Consider the following 24,413-nt stretch of genomic DNA (forward strand, 5'->3'; position numbering starts at 1 on the left):
TGCTTGTAACGATCAGCCGTAATTAAACGACTGGAGCACGCCAGTCATCGGAACCCGAAGTACCGGATACTTCGTGGGTCCAGGTGATTTTGCGGTAGGTGAACTGCACTTCTTCCAGGTGGGTGAAGTGCGAGTTGCCTGGATCCTGGCAGTTGTGCATTTTGTTGTTGATGGCGACGATGATCGCGTCTTCCAGTTTGGTGGTGTAGTAGTGCTCTTGGGTGCCTTGAGCAGAAGTACGGAACCACTGGATAACGATTTCGCTCATGCGCTCGCCGGAGGTCAGAGCGGCTTGCAGCAGAGGCGAAGCTTTGTCGTAGACCTTGGTGATCACAACTGGCTTGTGAACGCGCTGACCGGTTGGCTGACCGGATTGCGGGTCACGCGGGATGATTACGTCGTGGCTGAAAGCCTGAACCATAACCTGGTCTTCGTGGCCTTCCTGGTAGGTGTTGCCTACGGAGTCAGCGGTGAAAGCGCCTGCAGTGATCAGGCCTTGTTTTTCGCCGGTAACCGACATGTACGCTGGTGTTGCCATGGGGTGCTCTCCTTGCGGAATAATTTAAGGTGCCCGGGAGGCGAAATCGCCCGGTGGGTGCCTGACTGTTATCAAGGAGCGTGCCAACAATTGTCGCAGCCATGCGGGCCGGGGTGTTTGCCCGGTTTTTCCGGTGAGCGTGCGAAATAGAGCGGCCATCCAAGGCAAAAGTGCGCAAGAAGTTGCGCAGTACTGCGCAACTTCTTGCGCACTTGGCTGCAGGCCTTGTACGACGTGGCTCTCAGCGGTTTTATTAGGCTTTTTTACAAAACAAGTGCGCAACTTCTTGCGCACAATGGCCACAAGCCATCATTTGGTCGAGGCGGCTGCTTAAAACTTTTAGATCAAAAGATCGCAGCCTTCGGCAGCTCCTACTTTTGGCATGCATTTCCCCTGTAGGAGCTGCCGAAGGCTGCGATCTTTTGATTTTTCAACGCGCAAATCGGGACAGACACTCATCAATCGAACGCTGCTGCGTCGCCGCATACAACCCCAACTCATCAATGGTCGCGCGCTCCAGCGCCAGCTCAAAAGCCTGCCGATTGGAATGCTCGCCGTAATGCGCCTGCGCCGCATCGCCAAGGTTCGACTGAAAAATCCCCGCCGCACTCACCGGCAGGAAATCTTCGTACACCAACGGTTCCGCTTTCACATAACCATCGCGCAACAAGTCCTCCAGAGACGACTGCCCAAGTCCTCCAGCAGCCAGACCTTTTTCCGTGGCGAAATAGCGAAAGTACGCCAACCCTTGTTCACGTATGCCTTCGACACTGTCAGGAAATTCGCCAAAGTGCTGAGCCATCAGCGCGTTGTAGCGTGCGGCGTTGGCTTCGTTGGGGAAGTCGCCGAGTTCATCGCGCGCGGCATTCAGCAAGCGGTCATACAGCGCCCGGCCTTTGGGGGTGAGTGCCGCGCCGCGCTGTTCGATTTCGCCGAAACGCGCGCTGTGACTGCCACGGGTCTGGTTCTGATCGGTGAAGGCGATCGGCTCGTCCAGCGCTTTGAAACTGGTTTGGCGCAAGAGGATCGGGCACTGCCGGCGCGGTGGGCCTTCGATCACGGCTTTCGGGGTGATGCCATGGGCTGGCATCTGTTCCTGGACGCGGTCGATGTCCAGCGTGCGCGGCGTCAGGTGATTGATGTGCGGGCCTTTGAACGCCACCACATCGGCGATCAAACGGTGTTGGGCGCTCAAAGTTTGATATTGCGCAGCGGTAACCGTGGCGCTGTGATGCCAGCGAAAGGTTTCCAGTGCTTGTAGGACGAATGCCTCGGCCTCGCTTTCATTCAGTCCGCCCGCGGTTTCAGCCTGCGCGATCAGGCGTAATGCTTCAGCGGTAAAGATCGAACGCTGGGCCAGCACGGATTCGGCAAAGTCGCGCAGTTCGGGATCTTCAATCAACTCCAGGCGCAACAGCGACGTAAACACCCGAAACGGGCTGACTTGCAGCGCCTCTTCATGCACCGCGCGAAACGCCGTGGAATGCACCGGTACGCCCGCCGGGGTCAGGTCGTAATAACCCACCGGCTGCATGCCCATCACCGCAAACAAGCGGGCGAGGGTGGCCAGTTCCGTCGCGGTGCCGACGCGAATGGCGCCATGGCGCTCCATGTCCAGCCGCTGGATTTCACCGGTGCTGTCGAGTTGCCGCGCGATATCCGGTTGACGTGCAAGCACTTCGCGGTTGGTCTGTTCCACCAACTCCATCAGCGCGCCGTACAGCGGCACTTCTTCGCGGTACATGTCGGACATCGCTTTGGAGAAGCGTTGGCGGATCAGGTCGGGGCTGACGAACGGCTGCACGGTCATGAAAAAAATTCCTGCCACGGTCACGGAATGGATGAGGGAAAAGATCGCAGCCTTCTCGCACGCGGGCAAACGAAGAATCCTACGAACTTCATTCTGCCAACGACTGATCCACCAGCTCGATCCAGTGCATCACCCGCGTGCGTCCGGCACTGCCCAGATGGCTCTGGCAGCCAACGTTGGAAGTGACGATCAGCTCAGGGCGGCCACTCTCCAGCGCATTGAGGCGATTGTCGCGCAGTTGCCGGGCCAGCACCGGTTGCGTCAGCGAATAGGTGCCCGCCGAGCCGCAGCACAAATGGCCGTCGGGCACGGCGGTGAGATTGAAACCCAGGCGCGCCAGCACAGCTTCCACCGCGCCGCCCAGTTTCAACGCGTGCTGCAAGGTGCACGGGCAATGCACGGCAATCCGCCGTTCAGTGGCGGCGCAGATCTGTTCCAGCGGCTCCTGCGCGAGTACCTGCATCAGATCCAGCGTGCGCTCGCTGATTTCCCTGGCCTTGGCCGCATACACCGGATCGTCTGCCAGCAAATGCCCGTAATCCTTGATGAATGCGCCGCAACCGCTGGCGGTCTGCACAATCGCTTCGGCGCCGTTTTGCAGTTGCGGCCACCAGGCATCGATGTTTTGTCGGGCGCGGCTGAGACCTTTGGCTTGCGCGTCGAGGTGATAGTCCAGCGCGCCGCAACACCCGGCCTCGGCCACCGGGGTGACACTGATGCCCAAGCGATCCAGCACCCGCGCCGTAGCGTCATTGGTGTTTGGCGACAACCCCGGTTGCACGCAGCCTTCAAGCAACAACACCCGCCGGGCGTGGCGAGGGGCGGGGCGCAAACCGGAAAACGGCAGATGCTGCGGCAGTTTGCTTTCGAGCACTCGCGGCAACAGCGGCCGAAACGTCGTGCCCATGCGCAGCAAGCCTTTGAACAATCCCGGATTCGGCGCTAATGCGCGCAACCCTTCGCGCAACAGGCGCTGGGACGCCGGACGCGGCACTGCTTGATCGACCACCGCGCGGCCAATGTCGAGCAGGTTGTGATAGTCGACGCCGGACGGGCAGGTGGTTTCGCAGTTACGGCACGACAGGCAGCGGTCCAGATGCAGTTGCGTCTGCGCCGTCGCGGGTGCGCCTTCGAGCACTTGCTTGATCAGGTAGATGCGCCCGCGCGGGCCATCGAGTTCATCGCCGAGCAATTGATAGGTCGGGCAGGTCGCGTTGCAAAAGCCGCAATGCACGCAGGTGCGCAGAATCTTTTCTGCCTCGGCGGCGCGGGGCAGTTGTCGCGATTGTTCGCTGAGGGTGGTTTGCATGGCTAGAACTCCGCGTACATGCGCCCGGGGTTGAAGAGCCCTTGCGGGTCGAGTTGCGCTTTGAGTTGCCGGTGATAGCGCAGCAGTGTCCAGGCCAGCGGCTGGAATGGCGAAGAGCAGGCGCCGTGGGTAAAGCAGGTGGCATGGCCGCCGAGTTCCTGAGCGAGGATATGAATGTGCGCCGCGTCGGATTTCAGCCAGCGTTGTGCACCGGCCCAGTCGATCAGTTGCTCGCCGGGCAGATCCAGTGGTCCGAGATTGTTCGGCAACGACAAGCGCCACAGCGGCAGACCTTCGTTGAAAAACCCTAGACGCTGCTCATTCAGATCGCGCCAGAACCCTGAATCCAGCGGTTCACCACCGAGGCGTTGATGCGCCGCCGCCACCGAACCTTCGCCGCCCTCGAGACGCAAATACAGGCTCTGGCCATCGTGGCAGGCGGCACTGATCGGCAGCGGCTGCTGGCCCCACTCGGCAAGCTTGGCCAGCGCCCGCGCGCATTCCATGTCGAGGCGAATGCTCAGGCACTGGCGCGGTTTCGGCAGGACTTTCAGCGAGACCTCGGTGAGCACGCCGAGGCAGCCATAACTGCCGGCCATCAGCCGCGACAGGTCATAACCGGCGACGTTCTTCATCACTTCGCCGCCGAAGCGCAGGTGCTGACCGAGGCCGGTGATCACCCGCGTGCCGAGGACGAAGTCGCGCACCGAGCCAGACCACGGTCGTCGTGGACCGGACAACCCCGTGGCGATCATGCCGCCGACGGTGGCGCCGTCGGCGAATGACGGCGGCTCGCACGGCAACATTTGTCCGGCAGCATCCAGCGCCGCCAGCAGTTCGGACAACGGTGTACCGGCGCGCGCCGTGACCACCAGTTCGGTCGGCTCGTAACGGACGATGCCGCAGTGGGCGCGGGTGTCGAGCACTTCGCCGGCCACCTCACGGCCGAGGAACGCTTTGCTGTTGCCACCCTGAATTTTCAGCGGCGTGGCGTTGGCCCGGGCCTCGTTGACCTGATCGAGCAGGGCGCTGGCGGCATCGACATCGGCCATCAGAAACGCTCCAGTTCGGGGAAGGGCAATTGCCCTGCGTGAATGTGCATCGCGCCGAATTCGGCGCAGCGGTGCAGGGTCGGAATGTTCTTGCCGGGGTTGAGCAGGCCTTGTGGGTCGAACGCGGCTTTTACTGCATGGAACAGGCTCAGTTCGTCACTGTTGAACTGCGCGCACATCTGGTTGATTTTCTCGCGGCCGACGCCGTGTTCGCCGGTGATGCTGCCGCCGACCTGCACGCACAGTTCAAGGATCTTGCCGCCCAAGGCTTCGGCGCGGTGCAATTCGCCGGGTTGATTGGCGTCGAACAGAATCAACGGGTGCATGTTGCCGTCGCCGGCATGGAACACGTTGGCCACGCGCAAACCGTATTCTTCGCTGAGTCGGGCGATGCTTTGCAGTACACCGGGCAATTCGCGGCGCGGGATGGTGCCGTCCATGCAGTAATAGTCAGGTGATAGACGGCCGATGGCCGGGAAAGCATTTTTGCGCCCGGCCCAGAAGCGCACGCGCTCGGCTTCGTCGCGGGCCTGACGCACTTCGGTGGCGCCGGCCGCGGTCATGACCTCGCGCACCCGTTGGCAGTCGTCGTGGACATCGGCCTCGACGCCATCGAGTTCGCACAACAGAATCGCCTCGGCATCGACCGGGTAACCGGCGTGAATGAAATCTTCGGCGGCGCGAATGGCGAGGTTGTCCATCATCTCCAGCCCGCCGGGAATGATCCCCGCCGCGATGATTTCGGCGACCGCGCTGCCAGCCTTTTCCACGGAATCGAAGCTGGCCAGCAGCACTTTCGCGACCTGCGGTTTGGGCAGCAGTTTGACCGTGACTTCGGTGATGATCCCCAGCAATCCTTCGGAGCCGGTGAACAAGGCGAGCAGATCGAAACCCGCTGAGTCGAGGGCATCCGAACCGAGGGTCAGGCGTTCGCCTTCGATGGTCAGCACTTCGATTTTCAGCAGGTTGTGCACGGTCAATCCGTATTTGAGGCAATGCACGCCGCCAGCGTTTTCGGCGACGTTGCCGCCGATCGAGCAGGCGATCTGCGACGATGGATCCGGCGCGTAATACAGTCCGAAGGGCGCCGCTGCCTGAGAGATCGCCAGATTGCGCACCCCCGGCTGAATCCGCGCGGTGCGGGCGGCGGGGTCGATGTGCAGAATATTATTGAAGCGCGCCATCACCAGCAGCAGGCCTTGCTCCAGCGGCAAGGCACCGCCGGACAACCCGGTGCCGGCGCCACGGGCAACCACCGGGACGTTCTTCTGATGGCAGAGTTTGAGCAGGCTTTGCACTTGCTCGAGTCGACGCGGCAGGGCAACCAGCATCGGCGTGGTGCGGTAGGCGGAGAGGCCATCGCATTCGTAGGGTTTGAGTTCGTCCTCGCGCCATAAAATGTCGAGGTCAGGCAGCGCTTGCTGCAATGCCTTGAGGAATTCGGCCTTGTTCACCTGCGGCAGCGGGCCGTCGAGGCGTTCGTCATAAAGAATGTTCATCTCAGGCTTACCCCTTGCTGATCGTTCCCACGTTCTGCGTGGGAATGCAGCCCGTGACGCTCCGCGTCACTGGACGCGGAGCGTCCCTTGAGGCATTACCACGCAGAGCGTGGGAACGATCAGGGGCTGGGTGCATTGTCATCTTTGGCTTCCCAGAAACTCGCGATAAAGCTCTGCAGTATTCCCCGGCTGTTCAACCATCGGCATGTGCCCGACATGATCCCAGACATCCACGCGCAAATTGGCGATGCCCTTGCTCCACACCGGCACGCTGCTGACGTCGATCAGCCGATCCTTGCGCCCCCAGAGCAACAGCGCCGGGCATTTGATATCGGGTAGTTTCGGCTCCATCGGCGGGCTGGCGCGAAAATCGCGGAAGATCTCTTCCAGTTCATCGCGTTGTTGTTCGTAGCGCTGGGCGATGGCGTCCAACACTAGATTCGGTACCCACGGCGGCGATTCCATGGTCATTGCATAAAACTGGCGAAACTCTTCCCGCGAGTTGATCAGAAACGGGTTATGCCCGCGCGCCAGATGCCGCTCCATGTCGCTGACCTCCGGTGCCGTGACGCCCGCCGGGTCGATCAGCGCCACCGAAGCAATGCGATCCGGGTAAGTTGCCGCCAGCCACGCCGCGATGTAGCCCCCCATCGAGTTGCCGATCACATGGACTTTTTCCACGCCGCAGACGTCGAGCAACTGGATCATGCGTTTGGCTTGCAGCGGAATGTCATAACCACCGCCCGCCTTGAACCCGGTTTCACCATGGCCGGCGAGGTCCGGGATGATCACCCGATACTCGCGCACGAAGTGCCGGGAAAAGCGCAACCACAGGTTCTTCTCGGCGCTGTAGCCATGCAGCATCAGAATCGCGCTGGCCGCTTCGTACGGCCCGCCCTGCCAGGTCGAGACGCTCATCTCGGCGATTGGCACTTCGATCTTGTGCAATTTGTACAACTTGGCCTCGATGGCCATGTTCAGGTCGTACAGCCAATGACCGACCGCCGGATAACTCAACCAGCTCCAGGCCACGAAAACCGCGAGGGCGACAAACAGCAAAAGCATCGACGTCTTCCTTTTACGTGTTCAGGACAGAATGTGGTCGGCCGGTTTCAGCGCTTGGGTCAAGCGGTGATAGCTGAAACTGAAGCCGGGAAACATCGCGATCACATGACCGCTCTTGCTTTGATACCAACTGTGGCAGCCGCCGGACTTCCAGACCGTGCGCTGCATTTCCCGATGAATCATCTCAGTGTAGGTACGTTCCGCTTCGGGGCGCACTTCGATGCTGCGCAGGCCTTTGGCCTGCACGGTGCGGATGCAGTCGAGGATGTAGTTCATCTGCGACTCGATGATGAACAGCGCCGAGGTGTGGCCAATGCCGGTGTTAGGGCCGGTGACGATAAACAGGTTGGGGAAGTCCGGCAGGCTGGTGCCCAGATAGGCGCGCGGGTATTGCGCCCAGACCTCTCTGAGTTGCACGGCGTTTTTTCCGCTGACCGGATAGGAAATCACCCCGTCGGTGGCGTCGTAACCGGTCGACCAGACGATCAGATCAACGTCGATGTGCTGACCGTCCTGAGTGTTGATGCCGGTTTCGTCGATGGACGCAATGCCTTGCTCGCGGGTATGCAAGGTGACGTTGGCGCGACTCAGCGCCGGGTAATAGGTACTGGAAACCAGTACCCGTTTGCAGCCGATGGTGAAGTCCGGGGTGAGTTTTTCTCGCAGCACCGGGTCCGGCACCTGGCGTTTGAGAAAACGCAGGGCGTGCTGCTGGACCATGTGAATCGCTGCTTTCGAATATTTGAACGCGATGACCCGGGTTTCGAATTGCCAGTAAATCAGCCAGCGCAACAGTTTGTAGGCGGGTTTGCGGCCAAGCAGCCAGCGTTGCAACGGCCCGAACTGACGATCGGCGCGGGGCAGCACCCAATGGGGCGCGCGTTGAAACACGTGCAATTGCTCGACCTGCGCCGCAATCGCTGGAATCACCTGCACCGCACTGGCGCCGCTGCCGACGATGGCCACGCGTTTACCGCGGTAGTCGTAGCTGTGATCCCAATTGTTTGTATGAAAAGTCTTGCCTTGAAAGCGATCCCGGCCGGGAAAGTGCGGAATGACCGGTTGGCTCAATGGCCCGGTGGCATTGATCAGGAACTGCGCATAAAAGGTGCCTTTGCTGGCGGTATACACGGCCCAGCGTTTTTCCGTGTCGTCCCATTCGACGCGCTCGACATTGGCCTCCAGCTCAACGCGTTCGCGCAAACCGAATTCCTCGATGACATGTTCGGTGTAGCGCTGCAGTTCGGCCTGCCCGGCGAACATCTGCGACCAGCGGTACGGTGCGAACGACAGCGAATACAGCGGCGACGGCACGTCCACTGCTGCGCCAGGGTAGGTGTTCTGGCACCAGGTGCCGCCAAAAAAGTCCCTTCGCTCCAGCAGGCGAAAATCGTCGATCCCGGCTTTGAGCAGGTTGACCGCAGCACATTGACCGCCAAAACCGCTACCGATGATCAACACGTGATAGGTGTGCATGGGCCTCCTTCTTATAGTTGTTTTTCCATTTTGCTCCTTTCATGTATAGCCAAATATTTGCACTGTGTGCGGCCCTGATGTCGCTCTATTCAGCCCGCTGGCCGGTGATGGCTATTTAACGTCGCCCTGTTAGACTTCCAGCACATCCGTCCTGCGGTGTGCGTGAGCGAGGTCCTTATGGGAAATACCGGAGGAAAGGGACTTTCATTGGCCAGGAGGCTTTATACATCGCGCATCCTCGGGTTGATTCTGGGGCTCGTGTGCGTGAGCGTGGCGATGTACTCGCTCGATCCGCCGCTGTGGGTCTGGGCACTGATGTTCTTCAACGGCCTGGTCTGGCCGCATCTGGCGTTTCAATGGGCGCGCCGCGCCCGGGTTCCTTACCACGCTGAACACCGCAATCTGTTGATCGACGCCTTTTTCGGCGGCTTTTGGCTTGCCGCCATGCATTTCAATCCGCTGCCCACGGCCACGACCATTTCGATGATGGCGATGAACAACGTCGCTATCGGTGGTTCACGCTTTCTATTGGCAGGCTCTGCGGCGCAGTTGCTCGGGGTCGGCGTCGGGCTGGTGGTCTTTGCCCCGGCATTCGTTCCGCAGACCTCGCCTGCGCAAATGTACGCCTGTTTCCCGTTACTGCTGCTGTACCCGTTGGCGCTGGGCTGGATCTGCTTTCGCCAGGCCTACACCCTCGGTCGGCATAAACGCGAATTGCTTGCCCTGAGCCGCACCGACAGCTTGACCGGGCTGCTTAACCACGGCGCCTGGAAGGATCAACTGGAGATCGCTTTTCAGCGCTGTAAACGGCAGAAACAGGGCGCGGCGATTGCGCTGATCGACATCGATCACTTCAAGGCAATCAACGACACTTACGGCCATGTTGCGGGCGACATCGTGTTGCGCCAGTTGAGCAAATTACTTAAACAAAACCTGCGGGCGACTGACGTTGCCGGGCGCTATGGCGGTGATGAGTTCTGTGTGATTTTGCCGGATCTGCCGCTGTTCAACGCCGCGCAGGCGATGGAAGCGTTGCGTGAGCGCTTCGCGATTCTGGGTTATGAGCAGAACCCGGCGTTGAAGGTCAGTTTGAGCATTGGCTTGGCGGCGTACGACCCGGCGCATGCTGACGCGACGCGCTGGCTCAATGATGCCGATCAGGCGTTGTATGAAGCCAAGGCAGGCGGGCGTAATCGGGTGATCTGCAATTGTGATGGCAAGCCCCGGCGGACGTTGCTGGATTCGGTTTGATCCGCATCACCACAAATCCCTTGTGGGAGCGAGCCTGCTCGCGAAAGCGCTGGGTCAGCCAAGACTGATATCGCCTGACACGACGCCTTCGCGAGCAGGCTCGCTCCCACAGGGTTTTGTGTTGTCGGTTAGATCAGTGTCGCATTCGGTGTAGAGCCTCGCGCCGATGTCGGGTACGGTTAAATCCCCCCGACGCGAAACAAGGATCGCTTCATGACGTTCTCATTTTCTCGCTCCCTGCTGGCCGCCAGCCTCGGCCTGTCTCTCGCTTTCTCGGCTGCCCACGCCTTCGCCGAACCGCACAAACAAGTGCTCGCCGATGCCGAGCAATACCAGCCAGAAGCGCTGAAATTGCTCGAGCGGCTGGTCAATATCGACTCCGGTTCCGGCTATGAACCGGGCCTCAAGCAAGTCAGCGACATCGCTATCGATGAGCTGAAAAAACTCGGCGCCACCATCGAATTGGTGCCGAACACGCCGGAAAAATCCAACCATGTACTGGCGACGCTGAAAGGCACCGGCAAGGCGAAAATCCTGCTGATGGCGCACATGGACACGGTATTCAAGGAAGGTTCGGCGGCCGAGCGGCCGTTCCATATCAAGGACGGCCGTGCTTACGGGCCGGGGGTGATGGATGACAAGGGCGGCATCGTCGCCGGGATCTATGCGCTGAAAATCCTGAAAAACCTCGACTTCAAGGACTACGCGCAAATCACCTTCCTGCTCGACGCCAGTGAAGAAACCGGCTCGGACGTCGCCACCGACCTGATCAAGAAAACCGCCAAACAGCACGACGTGACCCTCAACCTTGAGCCGGGCCGCCCGGCCGATGGCCTGGTGGTGTGGCGCAAGGGCAGCGCGACGGCGCTGGTCGAGGTTAAGGGCAAAGCCGCGCACGCCGGTGTCGCGCCGGAACTGGGGCGCAATGCCGCAATGGAAGCGGCGCACCAGATTCTTCAGTTGGGCAAACTTGGCGATGAGGCGAAGAAAACCACCATCAACTTCACCGTGCTCAAGGCCGGCGATCGCACCAACGTGATTCCCGATCAAGCCACGGCCAAGGCTGACGTGCGCGCAGCGGTGCCGGAGGAGTTCGACCGGATCGAGAAGGATCTGGCGCGGGTGTCGCAGGACAAATTGATTCCTGAAACCGAAGTGAAGACTTCATTGCAACGCGGCTTGCCACCGATGCCGCAGACTCCCGAGTCGGATCGTCTAATGGCCATGGCTCAGGGGATTTACGGCGAGATTGGCCGCAAGTTGACGGAGGAGGGCAGTGGCGGTGCGGCGGATGCGAGTTTGTCGGCCGGGGTTGGCACGCCGACGCTGGATGGTTTCGGGATTGTTGGCGGCAATATTCATACGCCGGAGGAATACGCCGAAGTGGCGAGTGTGGCGCCGCGGATTTATCTGTTGTCGCGGATGATTATGGAGTTGGCCAAGCCGCGGTGAGTGGGTTTGTGGTGTGACTGATACGGGTGGGGTGTCAGGTGCATTTGCCCTCACCCTAACCCTCTCCCGGAGGGAGAGGGGACTGACCGTGTTGTTTGTGATGAATACGGCGACCTGAAAGATTAGCTTTGAATTCAAAATCGGATTCAGCGCGGTGTCACAAGTCGGCGTAACTCCCAAGCATCCCCCAATCAGTTCCCTCTCCCGAGGGAGAGGACTGACCGTGTTGTTTGTGATTAACACGGCGACCTGAAAGATTAACTTTGAATTCAAAATCGGATTCAGCGCGGTATCACAAGTCGGCGTAGCTCCCGAGCATCCCCCAATCAGTTCCCTCTCCCTTTGGGAGAGGGCTAGGGTGAGGGGCTTTTGTGGGAAAAGTGGAAGTCGAGGACAGCGTACAAAAAATACCGAAAATTCTGACAGAAGCTCTTGTTGTGGCCGTTGAGCGCGGCTCTTATAGTCTCGGTTCGCAGAAAATCTGCGACGATCTTGGCCGGTCGAATACAGCACCTGACCCCTATTTGGAGTGAACTCTATGACCGACCAAGTAATGCCCCGCTTCCTCCCCATCGACACCTACGACGCCGAATCCCCGGTGCTCTTCCTCAATACCCACTTAGAACTCAGCGACATGGCCGCCTGTGCGATGCACCGGTTTGTGGTTGTGCGCGATCTGGCCGACACCTTTGCCAGTCTTAATCTCAAGGGCATTTCCGATTGTGATCTGACGCGGGTGACCAGTGCGGTGCATCTGTTGATGCGCGAGGGCTGTGCGATTCTGAATGTGATTCAGGCGCGGGCGGTGCAGCGGGAGGAGGCTTACAAGACGCCGGTGTAGCGGTGTAGCGGCGGACGCCTTCGCGAGCAGGCTCGCTCCCACATTTGATCGGTGTCGAACACGAATGTTGTGTTCAACCAAGATCCACTGTGGGAGCGAGCCTGCTCGCGAAAGGGCCGGTGAAGCGTGTGCATCACTCCTTGACGCTCATGTATTCCTTGGCCCAGAGAATGTATTCCTCCGGCTGGGTATAGGTGTGCGTCAACTCAGTAGCGCTCAGATCGGACGCCTGGGTAAAGATCTGCCGCTGTTCACGCAGGCTGTCGTACGTCGCTTTGATCGCCGCAAAGTAAGCGCCATGGCCATCGATGGTCACGCGCACACCGAGTTCGGCCAGACGCTTGTCGTCGCGCAGCGCCGGGTTGCCGTAGGTCACCAGCATCAGCGGTACGGTCAGGTGTTCGGCGATTTGCTCAAGCTGATCGAAATCCTGAATGCCGACCATGCAGATGCCGTCAGCCCCGGCCGCCTGATATTGGCGGGTACGGCTGATGATTTCCTGATTCGGCAGAATGCCGGCGTTGGTACGGGCGATGATCGCCATTTCCGTATCAACCCGGGCTTCCAGCGCCGCGCGGATCTTGCCGACGCCTTCGGCCACGGTGATCAGGTCGGTGGATTTGCGGCCGAATTGTGCCGGCAGCAAGGTGTCTTCGATGGTCAGGGCGGCGACGCCGGCGCGTTCCAGTTCGACGATGGTGCGCATCACGTTGAGGGCGTTGCCGTAGCCGTGGTCGGCGTCGGCGATCACCGGCAATTGGGCGACGCGGCCGATGCGGGTGGCCTGTTCGGCGAACTCGCTGAGGGTGATCAGGGCAAAGTCCGGGGCACCGAGTACCTGCAAAGAGGCCACGGAACCGCCGAGGATCCCCACTTCAAAACCCAGGTCAGCGGCAATCCGCGCGGACATCGGATCGAACACCGAAGCCGTGTGGTAGCAGGTGTCGGAAGCCAGCAGTTGACGGAAGTTACGGCGCAAATCTTGATGGGAAAGCCTGGTCATACGAGTTCCACCAATACAAAGGAATGGAAAGGCTTGAACAAAGGTGTCAACGCCGAAGAATGAAAAGGCTATCACGCGAATGGGTCAATGATCATGACGAATTTGCAAGGGACAGGTTGTCGCGGACGCTTTTGCTGAAAGGATTTACCTTTTTGCGGTGATGACCGTCAGGCCGCCACCGCCTGTTGCTGTTGATTGGGCAGCATTGCCGCGCGCACCGAATTGCCCGGTTGCAGTTGCAGGCGCTTGGCGGTGAGGCGGTCGATCACCAGGCTGCTGCCGACCCGACGGGCGCGGGCGACGGTGATGCGGCAGTTTTCCAGACGGCGGTTGTGAATCAGCCACAGCGGTGCCTGTTCATCCGGGCTGCCGAGGCTCAGGGTCAGCTCAACGCTCTCGCGCACGGTGCGGATCGAGCGCACCGGCGCTTCTATCACCGGGCCGCCGTCAAAGATGTCGATGTAGCCTTTGTGGGTAAAACCTTCGGCCTGAAGGATTTTCAGCGCCGGCTCGGTATTCGGGTGTGCCTGGCCGATCGCCGCTTGGGCCTGTTCGGTGAGCATGCAGGTGTACAACGGCTGGCGCGGCATCAGTTCGGCGATGAACGATTTGTTGCCAAGGCCTGACAAGTGATCGGCATGGCTGAAGTCCATTTGAAAGAAATGCCGGCCCAGACTGTCCCAGAACGGCGAACAACCGTGTTCATCGGCACTGCCGCGCAGTTCGGCAATCATCTTCTCACCGAACAGATGCGGGAACTCGGCAACGAACAGCAAACGCCCCAGTGACAGCAGGCGACCGTTGCTGCCGTGGCGCTGGTCATGGCCAAGAAACAGCGAGCACAGCTCCGATTGGCCGGTCAGTTCGTTGTTGAGAAACAGCGTCGGTATCTGCCGCTGAATACCCAGATCCGGCGCCGAACTCACCGTTAACCCGAGCCGATAGTTGTACCAGGGCTCGCGCAGGCCGACCGCCCCGGCCAGTGCGCTGACGCCGACCACGCGCATGTCGTCGTCTTCGAGCACAAACAGATAGTCCGCGTCGGCCCGCTCCACCTGCTCGGCAAACGCCCGTTGCGCCCAGCGGACCCGGTGGGACAGGCGATCTTCGTTGGCCGGCAGGGTGGTGAACCCCGGGCCGGCCTGTTGCACCAGCGCCATCAAGGCTGGCAGGTCGCTGACTTTGACCGGGCGGACAATCATGCTGTAACTCCTTTTGCGCGCCTGTTCGGGCACTGTCGTTGACTGCGCAACCGCGCGGGTTTCACAGGGCAATCAGCCGAATCGGGCTGCCATCGGTCACGTTCAGCGCCGCACACATTGCAGGGGTGAGGGACAGCGGTTGATCGGGTTGGAAATCGAGTTCGGCCATGATCGCCCGGAAGCCGTGCAGCGCGTCATTGCTCAGCAGGTAACGGCCACGGGCATCGATCTGTGGTCGTTGCTGCACCGATGCCGTCTGGCTGCGGGCAATCGAACGGATATTCGAGGTACGCGCATACAGGGTCGGGCCAGCGTCGAACAGGTCGATGTAGCTGTTGGTTTCGAAGCCTTCACGCTCAAGGATGTCGAACGCTTCCTGACCGTCCGGGTGGATGCGACCGATACAGTCTTGCGCCGCTTGCGGCAGCATCGGCACGTAAATCGGGTATTGCGGCATCAGTTCGGCGAGAAAGGTGCGGCTTTGCAACCCGCACAGGCGTTCGGCCTCCGCGTAGGGCAGGTCGAAGAAATGTTTGCCCAGCGCATCCCAGAACGGTGAATTGCCGGCCTCGTCGCTGTAGCCGACGATTTCGGTAATCACCGCCTCGGCAAAGCGCGGCGCATGGGCGGCGATGAACAACAGGCGCGCCCGTGACAGCAACTCGGAGAACGGCGTGCGCACCAGCGCGGCGTCGATATGAAAGCCGCGCAGCAGCGTGTGATCGTTGAGGTCGTGGCACAGCGACAGCGCCGGCACGCCGTGTTCAATGTTCAGCTCGCGGGACGCACTGGTGAAATGGCGATTACGCAGGCTGTAGAACGGCTCGTCGAAACCCGCTGTGGCGAGAATTTCCGAGCAGCCAACCAGACGCTGTTCGTCGAGGTCTTCCAGCACGAAGAAGTAGTTCTCCGGGCCGTTAGCCTCTGCCGCGCTGGCGAACGAAGCGCAGGAACCGGTGATTTTCGCGCGCAGGCGCTCTCTGTCGTCCGGCAGGGAGGTCACGCCCACCAGACTGTCGCGGGCCAATTGTTGGAGCTGGGGCAGGTCAGTCTGCTCGACTGGGCGTAAGACCAGCATGGATGTACTCCTGTATCAAAAGGTTCGGCAAAGTCGCCGAACCTGACTATCACTGTCGGTTTCCACGCGATAAATCGGCGGTCGCCTGATTTGTTGTCAGACGCCGCTCTTTTTCTTGTCAGCCGTTGCTCGGGTCAGGCAGTGCGGTGCTGGCGCCGAGTTTGTTGAGGAAGAACAGGTACACCAGACCCAGAGCAATCCAGATCAGACCGAGTTTCTGCGCATCGACGCCCATGTTGTACATGATGGCCGCGACGATGATGAAGCCGACCACCGGGCAGATCAGGTGACGCACGACCTGACCGGACTTTTGCCGACGCCAGTAGTAGTTGATCACTGTCAGGTGCAGCAGCATGAAACCGCTGAGTGCGCCGAAGTTGACCAGCGAGGTCAGGGTGTCGACCGAGTTGATGAACAGGTAGCAGATCACCAGCGACAGCACCGCCACCAGATAAATGCTCAGGTACGGCGTGTTGTGTTTCGGGTGAACCTTGGCCAGCACTTTTGGCAGTTTGCCGTCGCGCGCCATGCCGAACAGCAAGCGCGAAACCGCGGCTTGCGAGGTGATGGCCACGGCCACGCCCCAGGCCAGCGCCGTCGCGACAGCGGTCAGGGTCGCCAGCCAGCTGCCGGCGGCGATTTCGGCGATTTCATAGAACGCGGTGTCGGCGGATTTGAAGCCCATGCCTGCCGCCAGGTCGGTAGCAATCCAGGTTTGCGCAACGAAGATCACGCCCATCACTACCAGAGTGATCAACGCCGCTTTGCCGACGCTCTTGCCCGGATCACCCTTGATTTCTTCAGCGAGCGTCGAGATCGCATCGAAGCCGAGGAACGACAGCACCGCAATCGATACCGCTTGCATCAGCAGGGCGAAGTTGAAGGTTTCCGCGTGATACAGCGGCGCCAGGGTCAGCTCGCCGTTACCGCCACCGTTGTGCAGGGCATTCCAGGCGTAGAACAGGAAGATGCCGAGTACCACCAGTTGCGCCAGCAGGAAGATGATGTTCATCCGTGCGGTGAAGGTGATGCCGCGCAGGTTGACGAAGGTCGCGCTGACCAGAAACGCCAGAATGAAGCCGACTTTCGGAATGTCCGGGTACAAATGGTTGAGCGCCATCGCCGCGTAGACGTAGAGCAGCGGCGGGATCAGCAGGTAATCGAGGAGCATCAGCCAACCGGCGATGAAGCCGACGTGTTGATTGAGGCCGCGTTGCGCGTAGGAATACACCGAGCCGGCAATCGGAAACGCCTTGGCCATGCTGCCGTAACTCAGCGCGGTGAACAGCATCGCCACCATGCCGATGATGTACGCCAGCGGCACCATCCCCGGGGCCTCGGCGTTAACGTAGCCATACACACCGAACGGGGCGATGGGGATCATGAAGATCATCCCGTACACCACCAGGTCGGTCAGCGTCAGGCTACGTTTCAACTCTTGCTTGTAGCCGAATTCTTCAATTTCCATGAAGCGCAACTCCTTGTCAGCCAGTCGATCGTTTTAGTTGTTATCGGTCCATCGTTTACAGCGTCAGCAGTCTTTCATTCACTACAGCAATGGCGCGAGGTATCCGGCCCAGCGTGATACGGCTTCGGGGCTGCGCAGCAAGTCATTGCGTACCTCGATCAGCACCGAGTCGAGGCCACGGGCATCGCCGTGCACCGGCACGGTCATGTCGCCCAGCGGATCGATCCTGTACGGCTGATTGCCGGCCACTTTCAGCGGATGCTCGCCGAGACCGTCGAGCAGGCGTTGCGCGTAAGCCTTGGCCTGACCGAACAGCACGCCGGCTTCCAGCGGTCGCGGCTGGCCGTAATACACCGGAGTGAAACTGTGAATCCCCACCACACGAACGGCTTGGCCCTGAGCAACACGCTCGTCGATCAAGGTTTGCAAGCGCGCGTGAAACGGTTTGAACAAGGTCTGGCGGCGGTATTCGCGGGTGGCTTCGTCCAGTTCACGGTTGCCCGGCACCTGATAGATTTCGCTCTGCGCCGGAATGCTGTCCGGGGCGTGGCGGGGCCGGTTCAGGTCGATCAGCAGGCGCGAATAATTGGCGCTCAACAGGGTTGCGCCGAGCCTCTCCGATAGCTGTTCAGCCAGTTGCAACGCGCCAATGTCCCAGGCGATGTGTTCAGCGGCGGCGGCAGCGTCCAGGCCCAGATTGTTCAGGGCCTCGGGGATGTAGCGGCTGGCGTGTTCGCACACCAGAATCAACGGGTGCGTCGAGTCGGCGCGGCTCAGGTTGTAGGCCGGTCGGGTGTACAACCCCAACTCGGTGGATTCAGTACAGGCGTGCATAGTGCTCACACAAGTCAGCGGGCGAGAGCTGTTCCGTCAGCGCCAGTTCCTCGGTTTTCAGGGCGTAATAGGTGTCGAGCAACGGCTTGGGCAGCCATGCAGTGAAGGCGCCACTGTTGCGCAGGCAATCCAGCGCCTGGGCCAGCGAGGCGGGCAGGGCGACGATGCCCCGGGCCTGGCGTTGCTCGTCGTTGAGTGAATCGGGAATTTCGTCGGTGATCGCGTTCAGTGCCAAGCGTTGTTCAATGCCCAGACGCCCGGCGATCAGCAGCGCCGCCATGGCCAGATGCGGTGAGGCGGTGGCGTCCATGGCGCGGAATTCGAGGTTGAACTGGTTGGCCACGGGCTTGCCGCCAAGGGTTACGGTCGGGCAGATGCGCAGCGCCGCCTCGCGGTTCTGTTGACCCAGACAAGCGTAAGACGCGCTCCAGTGATGCGGCTGCAAACGCTCGTACGACACCGGCGTCGGCGCGGTGAAGGCACAGAGGGCCGGCAGGTAGTGCAGGATCCCCGCCGCCCAATGCTGGCCGAGGCTCGACAGTCCATTGCCGGTGCCAGCGTCGTAAAGCATCGGCTGGCCGGCCAGATCGAGCAGGCTGACGTGCAGATGCACGCCGTTGCACACCGCGTCGGCGGCGGTCTTCGGCGCGAAGCTCAGGTCGAGGCCCATTTGCCGGGCAATCTCGCGGCTGATCTCGCGCACATTGACGGCGCGATCCGCCGCCGCCACGCCGAGCGTCGGGCGGCAGGTGATTTCGTATTGGTGCTTGCCGTATTCGGGCAGAAACATTTCCGGCTCGACACCGCCGGCGCGCAAGGCGCTGAGCAGCCAGCCACCGAACTCGGCACCTTGGCGCTGGGCTTCGAGGGAGAACGCCAGATGCTCGGCAAAACCGGCGTGCAGGTTGAATTCGTGTTCGAACGCGGCGTTGACCTGCAAGCCCAACTCATCGCGATAACGCTCGATTTCGTCGCGCAACAGCGTGCGCGGGCAGGCGCCCCATGGGCGGCCATCGGTTTCGCGGATATCGCCGTGAATGAAATCCAGCGCCGGTGCGTCGGCGTCCGGGCCGTTGCCGACAGTGACGCGGCTGCTCAGATCGGGAATCAACCGCAGGTCGCCGTAAGCGCCCCACGGATTGGTCGAAGCAATGATGTCCTGCGGCGTCAACGCACTGTTGGCCGGCACCCAGCCGCAACCGGCGGCTTGATAATGCTCAAGCTCATCGGTGGGAAACGAGCGGCCACGGGTGATGCCGATCAAGTCAGTGGTGACCAGCGTGGTCATCGGCAGTGGTGTCAGACGGGCGCTCATGGCCGCATCTCCTGCAAGCGGGCGAGCACGGTGTCGGTGTCGGTGATCCAGCAGTAACCCTTGATCGCATTCAGGCAGGCGTGATGGCGTTCGGCGCTGTAGGTGGCGCAGGCATCTTCGACCAGCGTGACCAGATAGCCGCGATCGGCGGCGTCGCGCACGGCCATGTCCACGCATTGGTCAGTGACGATGCCGGCGATGATCAGGTGACGGGTTTGCAGGTTGCGCAGCACGTAGTCGATGTTGGTCGAGTTGAAGACGCCCGATGACGTCTTCGGCAGGACGATCTCGTTTTCCACCGGGCTCAGGTCTTCAATGATCCTGGCCTGCACGCTGCCTTTGGGCAGATGCATGTCCGAGAGCTTGTGATCGAGTGAGCGGTCGCGACCATCAGCCGTAAGGCTTTCGATAATGGTATGCAGCACGTTCTGCCGCGCCTCGCGAAAAGCGCTGAGCAGGCGACGTTGGTTGGGCACCACCTGCATGTGCGCGCGGGTCAGGAAGTACTCGGCGTCAGGCCCATTGAGGTGCGCGTCGAACTGCGGTTCGAGCCAGGCACGCTGCATGTCCACCAGCAACAGCGCGGTGTGATCGGTGACAAACGGCAAGTCCCGCGGCGAGCGGTGGGGAAGGCTGAACATCCTTATTTATCCTCCAGCAGGTGGGTGTTGAAGTCGTTGCGCAGGGCATCGATGCCTTCCAGGCGATCGGCGAGGTTTTCGGTGCGCAAGGTCAGGCAGGCGATCAGTGCTTCGACCTGCGCCAGCGCCGGCACCATGGTGTCGAACGGCGAGGCCGATTCCACCGGGGCGCTGATGATCAGGTCGGCAAGTTCGCGCAGCGGCGAGGCATAGATATCGGTGAACAACACCACACGGGCGTTGTTGTTCTTCGCCGCACTGGCGACCCGCAGGGCCTGAGTCTGGTAGCGGCGGTAGTCGAACACCAGCACGACGTCCTGGCGTTGCAGATCGAACAGGCGATCGGGCAGTTGCGCGTTGTCTTCCAAAGCGAAGCAACCGGGGCGCAGCAGACGCAGGTGGTTGAGTAGATAAGTCGCCATCAGACTGCTGAAGCGCCCGCCGAAGCAGTACACCTGATGCCGGGCATCAAGCAGCCAGTCGGTGAGAATGCGCACGTCTTCGGGTTGGGTCAGCGATTGGGTTTCGACCAGCAGGCGATGGCTGTCGCCCAGATAGTGGCTCCAGGCGTCGTCCTTGTGCTGATGGGCGCGCGGTTGTAACAGCGTGCGCGGCGAGCGCAGACGATGATCCATGTCGCTGAGCAGGGCATCCTGGAATTCGGCATAACCACCGAAACCAAGTTTTTTCACCAGCCGCACAATGGTCGGATCGCTGACGCCGGCATGTTCGGCCAGCCGCGCCATCGGCCCCAGACCGTTGCGTGGGTACTGATCAAGCAAGGCGCGAACGACTTTGCGCTCCGACGGCGTAAGATCCAGGCCGGGATCGGTGATCAGGTCTCTGAGAGGGGGCATCCGGGCTCCTGCTGGATGGAGGGTGTTGAATTCGCTTCATAATCCGTTAAAACAGTATTTATGTAACTGACGTTACATGTCTAGTGAATTTTTTAGCGTGTTGAAACAGCGCCAAAATGGAGCGAGGTGCCCGTGTAACAAGGGCTACACGGAATTCGACAGGGCTTGTAGTCCATTGCCCACAACGCTGTCAGATATTGCCGTATTCCTGCCGTCGTCAGTTTTTGCCGGTGGTTATCCTGCCGCCCCGCAACCCTCGGTTTACGGCACAATTGCCCACAGAACGGCTTCGCGTCGTTGATTTTCATGAAGGCCTACCGGAGCGATCCCTGTGCAGACCACTCGTTTGACATTGATTTGCCATGCGCGAACCGTCGCACAAAAATTGGCGTGTTTTCCTACGAATGAGCCTGTTGAAAATAGTGGGTTGGCGACGGGCGAATTGGCCGAGCGTTTCGACGCCGCGCGACGCTTGATTTGCGCGCCGGAATTGCGCACGCAACAGACGGCGGCATGCTTTGGTGCGGATGTGCAAGTGGATGACGCGCTGCGCGATTGTGACTGGGGCCGTTGGCACGGGATGTCGATCAAGGATCTGCAACGCTCGGAAGACGCCGCGCTGCAGGCCTGGCTGGAAGACCTCCACGCCACGCCCCATGGTGGTGAGTCGGTGGCGCAGTTGTGTGAACGCGTGGCGCAGTGGCTGACTGGCCTGCAAGCCACGTCGGGGCATGTGGTGGCGGTGACGCATCCGTTTGTTATCCGCGCCGCGCTGATCCACGTGATGCGCGGTTCGGCATTTCATGACATTGATGTCGAACCGCTGTCGATGCTCGAACTACGCTTCACCGGGCGCTGGCGCCTGTGTCTTAAAGGAGCTTTGTGATGAAACAACTGCTGGTGATCGGCATCGGTGCCGGCAATCCCGACTACATCACGATGCAGGCCGTAAAGGCGCTGAACCGGGTCGATGTGTTCTTTCTGATGGATAAAGGCCAGAGCAAGGACAAGCTGATCGACTTGCGCCGCGAGATCTGTGAACGCTACATCGACGAGCCCGACTATCGCTTCTTCGAAGCCCACAGCCCGGAGCGCGAACGCGGCGATGTCGACTACACGGCCAGTGTCTATGACCTGAACCGTGCCAAGCAGCAGACCTTCGAGCGGCTGATCAATGACCAATTGTCTGACGACCAGTGTGGCGGGTTCCTGGTGTGGGGCGACCCGGCGTTGTACGACAGCACCGTGCGCATCCTTCAGGCGATTCTGGCCTCGGGCACGTGTGCCTTCGAGTTTGAGGTGATTCCCGGAATTACCAGCGTTCAGGCGTTGGCGGCGCAGCATAAGGTGCCGTTGAATACGATCGGCCGTTCCATTGAAATCACCACCGGGCGGCGTTTGGCAGCGGGGCAGGTGAGTGATGCGGACAGTCTGGTGGTGATGCTTGATGCTGAAGATTCGTATCAGCGGGTCGCCGATCAGCAGACCGAGATTTATTGGGGCGCTTACTTGGGCACGCCGGACGAGATTCTGATCAGTGGCAGGCTGGCGGATGTCGCGGAGGAAATCGAGCGGGTGCGCAAGGCGGCGCGGGCGGAGCATGGGTGGATCATGGATACCTATTTGCTGCGCAAGCCTTAGATTTTCGCTGGCCGGGCTGGCCTCTTCGCGAGCAGGCTCGCTCCCACAGTGGAACGCATTTCAAAATGTGGGAGCGAGCCTGCTCGCGAAGGGGCCGCAACGCACATTTCGAACAGGCAAAAAAACACCCGGTGCAACGCAAGTCGCACCGGGTTTTTGTTGCCAGCAAGCGGCGGATGTCGTGGATCCGCCATTCACTGTTGAACTCTGGTTATGCGCGTTCCAGCGCCAGCGCCACACCCTGGCCGCCGCCAATGCACAGGGTCGCCAGACCCTTTTTCGCATCACGCTTGATCATTTCATGCAGCAGGGTCACCAACACGCGGCAACCCGAGGCTCCGATCGGGTGACCGAGGGCGATGGCGCCGCCGTTGACGTTGACCTTGTCCAGATCCCATTGCAGATCCTTGGCCACGGCCAGCGATTGCGCGGCGAAGGCTTCGTTGGCTTCGATCAGGTCGAGCTGGTCGATGTTCCAGCCAGCCTTGTCGAGGCAGCGGCGGGTGGCCGACACCGGTCCGATGCCCATGATTGCCGGATCAACGCCGGCGTTGGCGTAGGCGGCGATTTTTGCCAGAACCGGCAGGCCGAGGGATTTGGCTTTTTCCGCGCTCATCAGAATCACGGCGGCGGCGCCGTCGTTCAGCGACGAGGCGTTGCCCGCAGTAACGCTGCCGTCCTTTTTAAACGCCGGACGCAGTTTCGCCAGGGATTCGGCGGTGGTATCGCCGCGTGGTTGTTCGTCGACCTTGAAGGCTACCGGATCGCCTTTGCGCTGCGGGATCAGGATCGGGGTGATCTCATCGACAAAGCGACCGGCCTCAATCGCTGCAGCGGCTTTCTGCTGCGACGCGGCAGCGAAGGCGTCCTGCTGCTCACGGCTGATTTCGTACTTGTCGACCAGATTCTCGGCGGTGATGCCCATGTGGTAATCGTTGAACGCATCCCACAGACCATCGCTGATCATGGTGTCAACGATTTGCGCGTGGCCCATGCGCAGACCGGTGCGTGCGCCCGGCATCACGTAGTTGGACAGGCTCATGTTTTCCTGACCGCCGGCGATGATCACCTCAGCGTCGCCGCAACGGATCGCTTGCGCGCCCAAGTGCAGAGCTTTGAGGCCCGAACCACAGACCTTGTTCAGGGTCAGCGCTGGCACAGCGTGAGGCAAGCCAGCCTTGATCGCCGACTGCCGTGCCGGGTTCTGGCCGGCGCCGGCGGTCAACACCTGGCCCATGATCACTTCATCAACCTGTGCACCGTCCAGCCCGGTCTGCTCGAGCAACTGGCGGATCACCGCCGCGCCCAGATCCACCGCGGACACGCTGGCCAGCGAACCCTGAAAACTGCCGATCGCGGTACGCGTGGCGGCAACAATTACGACGTCTTGCATTTTCGAATTCCTCACTGGGCAGCGAACTGCATTTCCGGTACGTGATCCGGGACGATCAGTTTACCAGCGGTTTTGGCGACGATTTCCTCGACGCTGACGCCAGGTGCGCGTTCCTTGAGGACAAAAGCGCCATTTTCGATTTCCAGGTAGGCGAGGTCGGTCAGCACGCGCTTGATGCAACCGGCGCCAGTCAGCGGCAGGCTGCATTTGGCCAACAGTTTCGACTCACCATCCTTCGATGCGTGGGTCATGATCACGATGATGTTGTCGGCGCCGGCCACCAGATCCATCGCGCCGCCCATGCCCTTGACCAGTTTGCCGGGGATCATCCACGAGGCGATGTTGCCTTCGACGTCGACTTCGAACGCGCCGAGCACGGTCAGATCGACATGGCCGCCGCGAATCATCGCAAAGGACTCGGCGGAGTTGAAAATCGACGCGCCGATGCGTGCGGTCACGGTCTGTTTGCCGGCGTTGATCATGTCGGCATCAATGGTGTCTTCGGTCGGAAACGGGCCCATGCCGAGCAGGCCGTTTTCCGATTGCAGCATGACTTCCATGCCTTCGGGAATGTAGTTGGCGACCAGGGTCGGAATGCCGATGCCGAGGTTTACGTAAAAGCCATCCTGCATTTCGCGGGCGACGCGCTGAGCCATTTGTTCGCGGGTAAGTGCCATGTTTTTATTCT

General features: G+C 60.6%; 22 protein-coding genes. 5 read left to right on the forward strand and 17 right to left on the reverse strand.

The window, feature by feature from the left end; all coding sequences use genetic code 11:
* Positions 1-22 precede the first annotated feature (22 nt).
* The 7 genes from HU718_RS11760 to HU718_RS11790 all read right to left on the reverse strand — a co-directional run bounded on the left by HU718_RS11760 (position 23) and on the right by HU718_RS11790 (position 8,749).
* Positions 23-538, reverse strand: a complete 516-nt coding sequence (locus HU718_RS11760) for an Hcp family type VI secretion system effector (protein WP_007919523.1) — start codon at positions 536-538, stop codon at positions 23-25.
* Positions 539-968: 430 nt separating this feature from the next.
* Positions 969-2,348: a 2-oxoadipate dioxygenase/decarboxylase HglS gene (gene hglS, locus HU718_RS11765; protein ID WP_186614171.1), complete on the reverse strand. Its 1,380-nt coding sequence runs from the start codon at positions 2,346-2,348 to the stop codon at positions 969-971.
* 88 nt (positions 2,349-2,436) lie between these two features.
* The gene (gene glcF, locus HU718_RS11770) at positions 2,437-3,657 is read right to left on the reverse strand and encodes a glycolate oxidase subunit GlcF (RefSeq protein ID WP_186614174.1); all 1,221 of its coding nucleotides are present in this window, start codon (positions 3,655-3,657) and stop codon (positions 2,437-2,439) included.
* A 2-nt stretch (positions 3,658-3,659) separates the two neighbouring features.
* Positions 3,660-4,709 (reverse strand): glycolate oxidase subunit GlcE, encoded by a 1,050-nt coding sequence (gene glcE / locus HU718_RS11775; RefSeq protein ID WP_150730576.1) that lies wholly within the window; start codon positions 4,707-4,709, stop codon positions 3,660-3,662.
* Positions 4,709-6,208: a glycolate oxidase subunit GlcD gene (gene glcD, locus HU718_RS11780; RefSeq protein WP_186614176.1), complete on the reverse strand. Its 1,500-nt coding sequence runs from the start codon at positions 6,206-6,208 to the stop codon at positions 4,709-4,711. The genes glcE and glcD overlap by 1 nt, the downstream gene beginning before the upstream one ends.
* A gap of 138 nt (positions 6,209-6,346) precedes the next feature.
* The gene (locus HU718_RS11785) at positions 6,347-7,273 is read right to left on the reverse strand and encodes an alpha/beta fold hydrolase (RefSeq protein ID WP_186614178.1); all 927 of its coding nucleotides are present in this window, start codon (positions 7,271-7,273) and stop codon (positions 6,347-6,349) included.
* A 21-nt stretch (positions 7,274-7,294) separates the two neighbouring features.
* Positions 7,295-8,749 carry a flavin-containing monooxygenase gene (locus tag HU718_RS11790; protein WP_186614180.1) on the reverse strand — a complete coding sequence of 485 codons (1,455 nt, stop codon included), beginning with the start codon at positions 8,747-8,749 and terminating at the stop codon, positions 7,295-7,297.
* A gap of 177 nt (positions 8,750-8,926) precedes the next feature.
* Between HU718_RS11790 and HU718_RS11795 the strand changes: the two genes are divergently transcribed.
* The 3 genes from HU718_RS11795 to HU718_RS11805 all read left to right on the forward strand — a co-directional run bounded on the left by HU718_RS11795 (position 8,927) and on the right by HU718_RS11805 (position 12,293).
* Positions 8,927-10,000 carry a diguanylate cyclase gene (locus tag HU718_RS11795; protein WP_186614182.1) on the forward strand — a complete coding sequence of 358 codons (1,074 nt, stop codon included), beginning with the start codon at positions 8,927-8,929 and terminating at the stop codon, positions 9,998-10,000.
* Between the two features lie 213 nt (positions 10,001-10,213).
* Entirely contained in the window at positions 10,214-11,452 is a 1,239-nt protein-coding gene (locus HU718_RS11800) for a M20/M25/M40 family metallo-hydrolase (RefSeq protein WP_186614184.1), read from the forward strand.
* Between the two features lie 538 nt (positions 11,453-11,990).
* Positions 11,991-12,293, forward strand: coding sequence for a hypothetical protein (locus HU718_RS11805; RefSeq protein WP_186614186.1), 303 nt, complete (start codon positions 11,991-11,993; stop codon positions 12,291-12,293).
* Positions 12,294-12,426: 133 nt separating this feature from the next.
* On the opposite strand, the gene HU718_RS11810 is transcribed toward HU718_RS11805, so the two are convergent.
* The 8 genes from HU718_RS11810 to HU718_RS11845 form a co-directional block, all read right to left on the reverse strand.
* Entirely contained in the window at positions 12,427-13,296 is an 870-nt protein-coding gene (locus tag HU718_RS11810) for an isocitrate lyase/PEP mutase family protein (protein WP_007919546.1), read from the reverse strand.
* Between the two features lie 167 nt (positions 13,297-13,463).
* A complete protein-coding gene (gene astA, locus HU718_RS11815) occupies positions 13,464-14,498 on the reverse strand; it encodes an arginine N-succinyltransferase (protein WP_150707428.1) in 1,035 nt (344 codons plus the stop codon).
* A 61-nt stretch (positions 14,499-14,559) separates the two neighbouring features.
* Entirely contained in the window at positions 14,560-15,576 is a 1,017-nt protein-coding gene (locus HU718_RS11820) for an arginine N-succinyltransferase (protein ID WP_186614188.1), read from the reverse strand.
* A gap of 118 nt (positions 15,577-15,694) precedes the next feature.
* Complete coding sequence (locus tag HU718_RS11825; protein ID WP_123593956.1) at positions 15,695-17,044, reverse strand: APC family permease; 1,350 nt, start codon at positions 17,042-17,044, stop codon at positions 15,695-15,697.
* Between the two features lie 81 nt (positions 17,045-17,125).
* A complete protein-coding gene (locus tag HU718_RS11830; RefSeq protein WP_150811731.1) occupies positions 17,126-17,878 on the reverse strand; it encodes an N-formylglutamate amidohydrolase in 753 nt (250 codons plus the stop codon).
* Positions 17,862-19,193 carry a type I glutamate--ammonia ligase gene (locus HU718_RS11835; protein WP_186614190.1) on the reverse strand — a complete coding sequence of 444 codons (1,332 nt, stop codon included), beginning with the start codon at positions 19,191-19,193 and terminating at the stop codon, positions 17,862-17,864. Before HU718_RS11835 ends, HU718_RS11830 begins: the two co-directional genes overlap by 17 nt.
* Positions 19,190-19,834 carry a cysteine hydrolase family protein gene (locus HU718_RS11840; protein WP_102902766.1) on the reverse strand — a complete coding sequence of 215 codons (645 nt, stop codon included), beginning with the start codon at positions 19,832-19,834 and terminating at the stop codon, positions 19,190-19,192. Before HU718_RS11840 ends, HU718_RS11835 begins: the two co-directional genes overlap by 4 nt.
* A gap of 2 nt (positions 19,835-19,836) precedes the next feature.
* Positions 19,837-20,691 (reverse strand): MurR/RpiR family transcriptional regulator, encoded by an 855-nt coding sequence (locus HU718_RS11845; RefSeq protein WP_016983252.1) that lies wholly within the window; start codon positions 20,689-20,691, stop codon positions 19,837-19,839.
* A gap of 331 nt (positions 20,692-21,022) precedes the next feature.
* Between HU718_RS11845 and HU718_RS11850 the strand changes: the two genes are divergently transcribed.
* The gene (locus HU718_RS11850; RefSeq protein WP_186614192.1) at positions 21,023-21,577 is read left to right on the forward strand and encodes a histidine phosphatase family protein; all 555 of its coding nucleotides are present in this window, start codon (positions 21,023-21,025) and stop codon (positions 21,575-21,577) included.
* On the forward strand, positions 21,577-22,332 hold the full coding sequence (cobF, locus tag HU718_RS11855; RefSeq protein ID WP_186614194.1) for a precorrin-6A synthase (deacetylating): 756 nt from the start codon (positions 21,577-21,579) through the stop codon (positions 22,330-22,332). The genes HU718_RS11850 and cobF overlap by 1 nt, the downstream gene beginning before the upstream one ends.
* Positions 22,333-22,543: 211 nt before the next feature.
* On the opposite strand, the gene HU718_RS11860 is transcribed toward cobF, so the two are convergent.
* Both HU718_RS11860 and HU718_RS11865 read right to left on the reverse strand, forming a co-directional pair.
* Positions 22,544-23,725 (reverse strand): acetyl-CoA C-acetyltransferase, encoded by a 1,182-nt coding sequence (locus tag HU718_RS11860; RefSeq protein ID WP_186614196.1) that lies wholly within the window; start codon positions 23,723-23,725, stop codon positions 22,544-22,546.
* 11 nt (positions 23,726-23,736) lie between these two features.
* Positions 23,737-24,402, reverse strand: a complete 666-nt coding sequence (locus HU718_RS11865; RefSeq protein ID WP_122599988.1) for a CoA transferase subunit B — start codon at positions 24,400-24,402, stop codon at positions 23,737-23,739.
* Positions 24,403-24,413: the final 11 nt, after the last annotated feature.

Source organism: Pseudomonas tensinigenes (assembly GCF_014268445.2).
Lineage (GTDB): Bacteria > Pseudomonadota > Gammaproteobacteria > Pseudomonadales > Pseudomonadaceae > Aquipseudomonas > Aquipseudomonas tensinigenes.

Excerpts from the sequence above, each read along its gene's own strand:
- HU718_RS11760 (WP_007919523.1), bottom strand. The coding sequence starts at position 538 with ATGGCAACACCAGCGTACATGTCGGTTACCGGCGAAAAACAAGGCCTG.
- hglS (WP_186614171.1), bottom strand. The coding sequence starts at position 2,348 with ATGACCGTGCAGCCGTTCGTCAGCCCCGACCTGATCCGCCAACGCTTC.
- glcF (WP_186614174.1), bottom strand. The coding sequence starts at position 3,657 with ATGCAAACCACCCTCAGCGAACAATCGCGACAACTGCCCCGCGCCGCC.
- glcE (WP_150730576.1), bottom strand. The coding sequence starts at position 4,709 with ATGGCCGATGTCGATGCCGCCAGCGCCCTGCTCGATCAGGTCAACGAG.
- glcD (WP_186614176.1), bottom strand. The coding sequence starts at position 6,208 with ATGAACATTCTTTATGACGAACGCCTCGACGGCCCGCTGCCGCAGGTG.
- HU718_RS11785 (WP_186614178.1), bottom strand. The coding sequence starts at position 7,273 with ATGCTTTTGCTGTTTGTCGCCCTCGCGGTTTTCGTGGCCTGGAGCTGG.
- HU718_RS11790 (WP_186614180.1), bottom strand. The coding sequence starts at position 8,749 with ATGCACACCTATCACGTGTTGATCATCGGTAGCGGTTTTGGCGGTCAA.
- HU718_RS11795 (WP_186614182.1), top strand. The coding sequence starts at position 8,927 with ATGGGAAATACCGGAGGAAAGGGACTTTCATTGGCCAGGAGGCTTTAT.
- HU718_RS11800 (WP_186614184.1), top strand. The coding sequence starts at position 10,214 with ATGACGTTCTCATTTTCTCGCTCCCTGCTGGCCGCCAGCCTCGGCCTG.
- HU718_RS11805 (WP_186614186.1), top strand. The coding sequence starts at position 11,991 with ATGACCGACCAAGTAATGCCCCGCTTCCTCCCCATCGACACCTACGAC.
- HU718_RS11810 (WP_007919546.1), bottom strand. The coding sequence starts at position 13,296 with ATGACCAGGCTTTCCCATCAAGATTTGCGCCGTAACTTCCGTCAACTG.
- astA (WP_150707428.1), bottom strand. The coding sequence starts at position 14,498 with ATGATTGTCCGCCCGGTCAAAGTCAGCGACCTGCCAGCCTTGATGGCG.
- HU718_RS11820 (WP_186614188.1), bottom strand. The coding sequence starts at position 15,576 with ATGCTGGTCTTACGCCCAGTCGAGCAGACTGACCTGCCCCAGCTCCAA.
- HU718_RS11825 (WP_123593956.1), bottom strand. The coding sequence starts at position 17,044 with ATGGAAATTGAAGAATTCGGCTACAAGCAAGAGTTGAAACGTAGCCTG.
- HU718_RS11830 (WP_150811731.1), bottom strand. The coding sequence starts at position 17,878 with ATGCACGCCTGTACTGAATCCACCGAGTTGGGGTTGTACACCCGACCG.
- HU718_RS11835 (WP_186614190.1), bottom strand. The coding sequence starts at position 19,193 with ATGAGCGCCCGTCTGACACCACTGCCGATGACCACGCTGGTCACCACT.
- HU718_RS11840 (WP_102902766.1), bottom strand. The coding sequence starts at position 19,834 with ATGTTCAGCCTTCCCCACCGCTCGCCGCGGGACTTGCCGTTTGTCACC.
- HU718_RS11845 (WP_016983252.1), bottom strand. The coding sequence starts at position 20,691 with ATGCCCCCTCTCAGAGACCTGATCACCGATCCCGGCCTGGATCTTACG.
- cobF (WP_186614194.1), top strand. The coding sequence starts at position 21,577 with ATGAAACAACTGCTGGTGATCGGCATCGGTGCCGGCAATCCCGACTAC.
- HU718_RS11860 (WP_186614196.1), bottom strand. The coding sequence starts at position 23,725 with ATGCAAGACGTCGTAATTGTTGCCGCCACGCGTACCGCGATCGGCAGT.
- HU718_RS11865 (WP_122599988.1), bottom strand. The coding sequence starts at position 24,402 with ATGGCACTTACCCGCGAACAAATGGCTCAGCGCGTCGCCCGCGAAATG.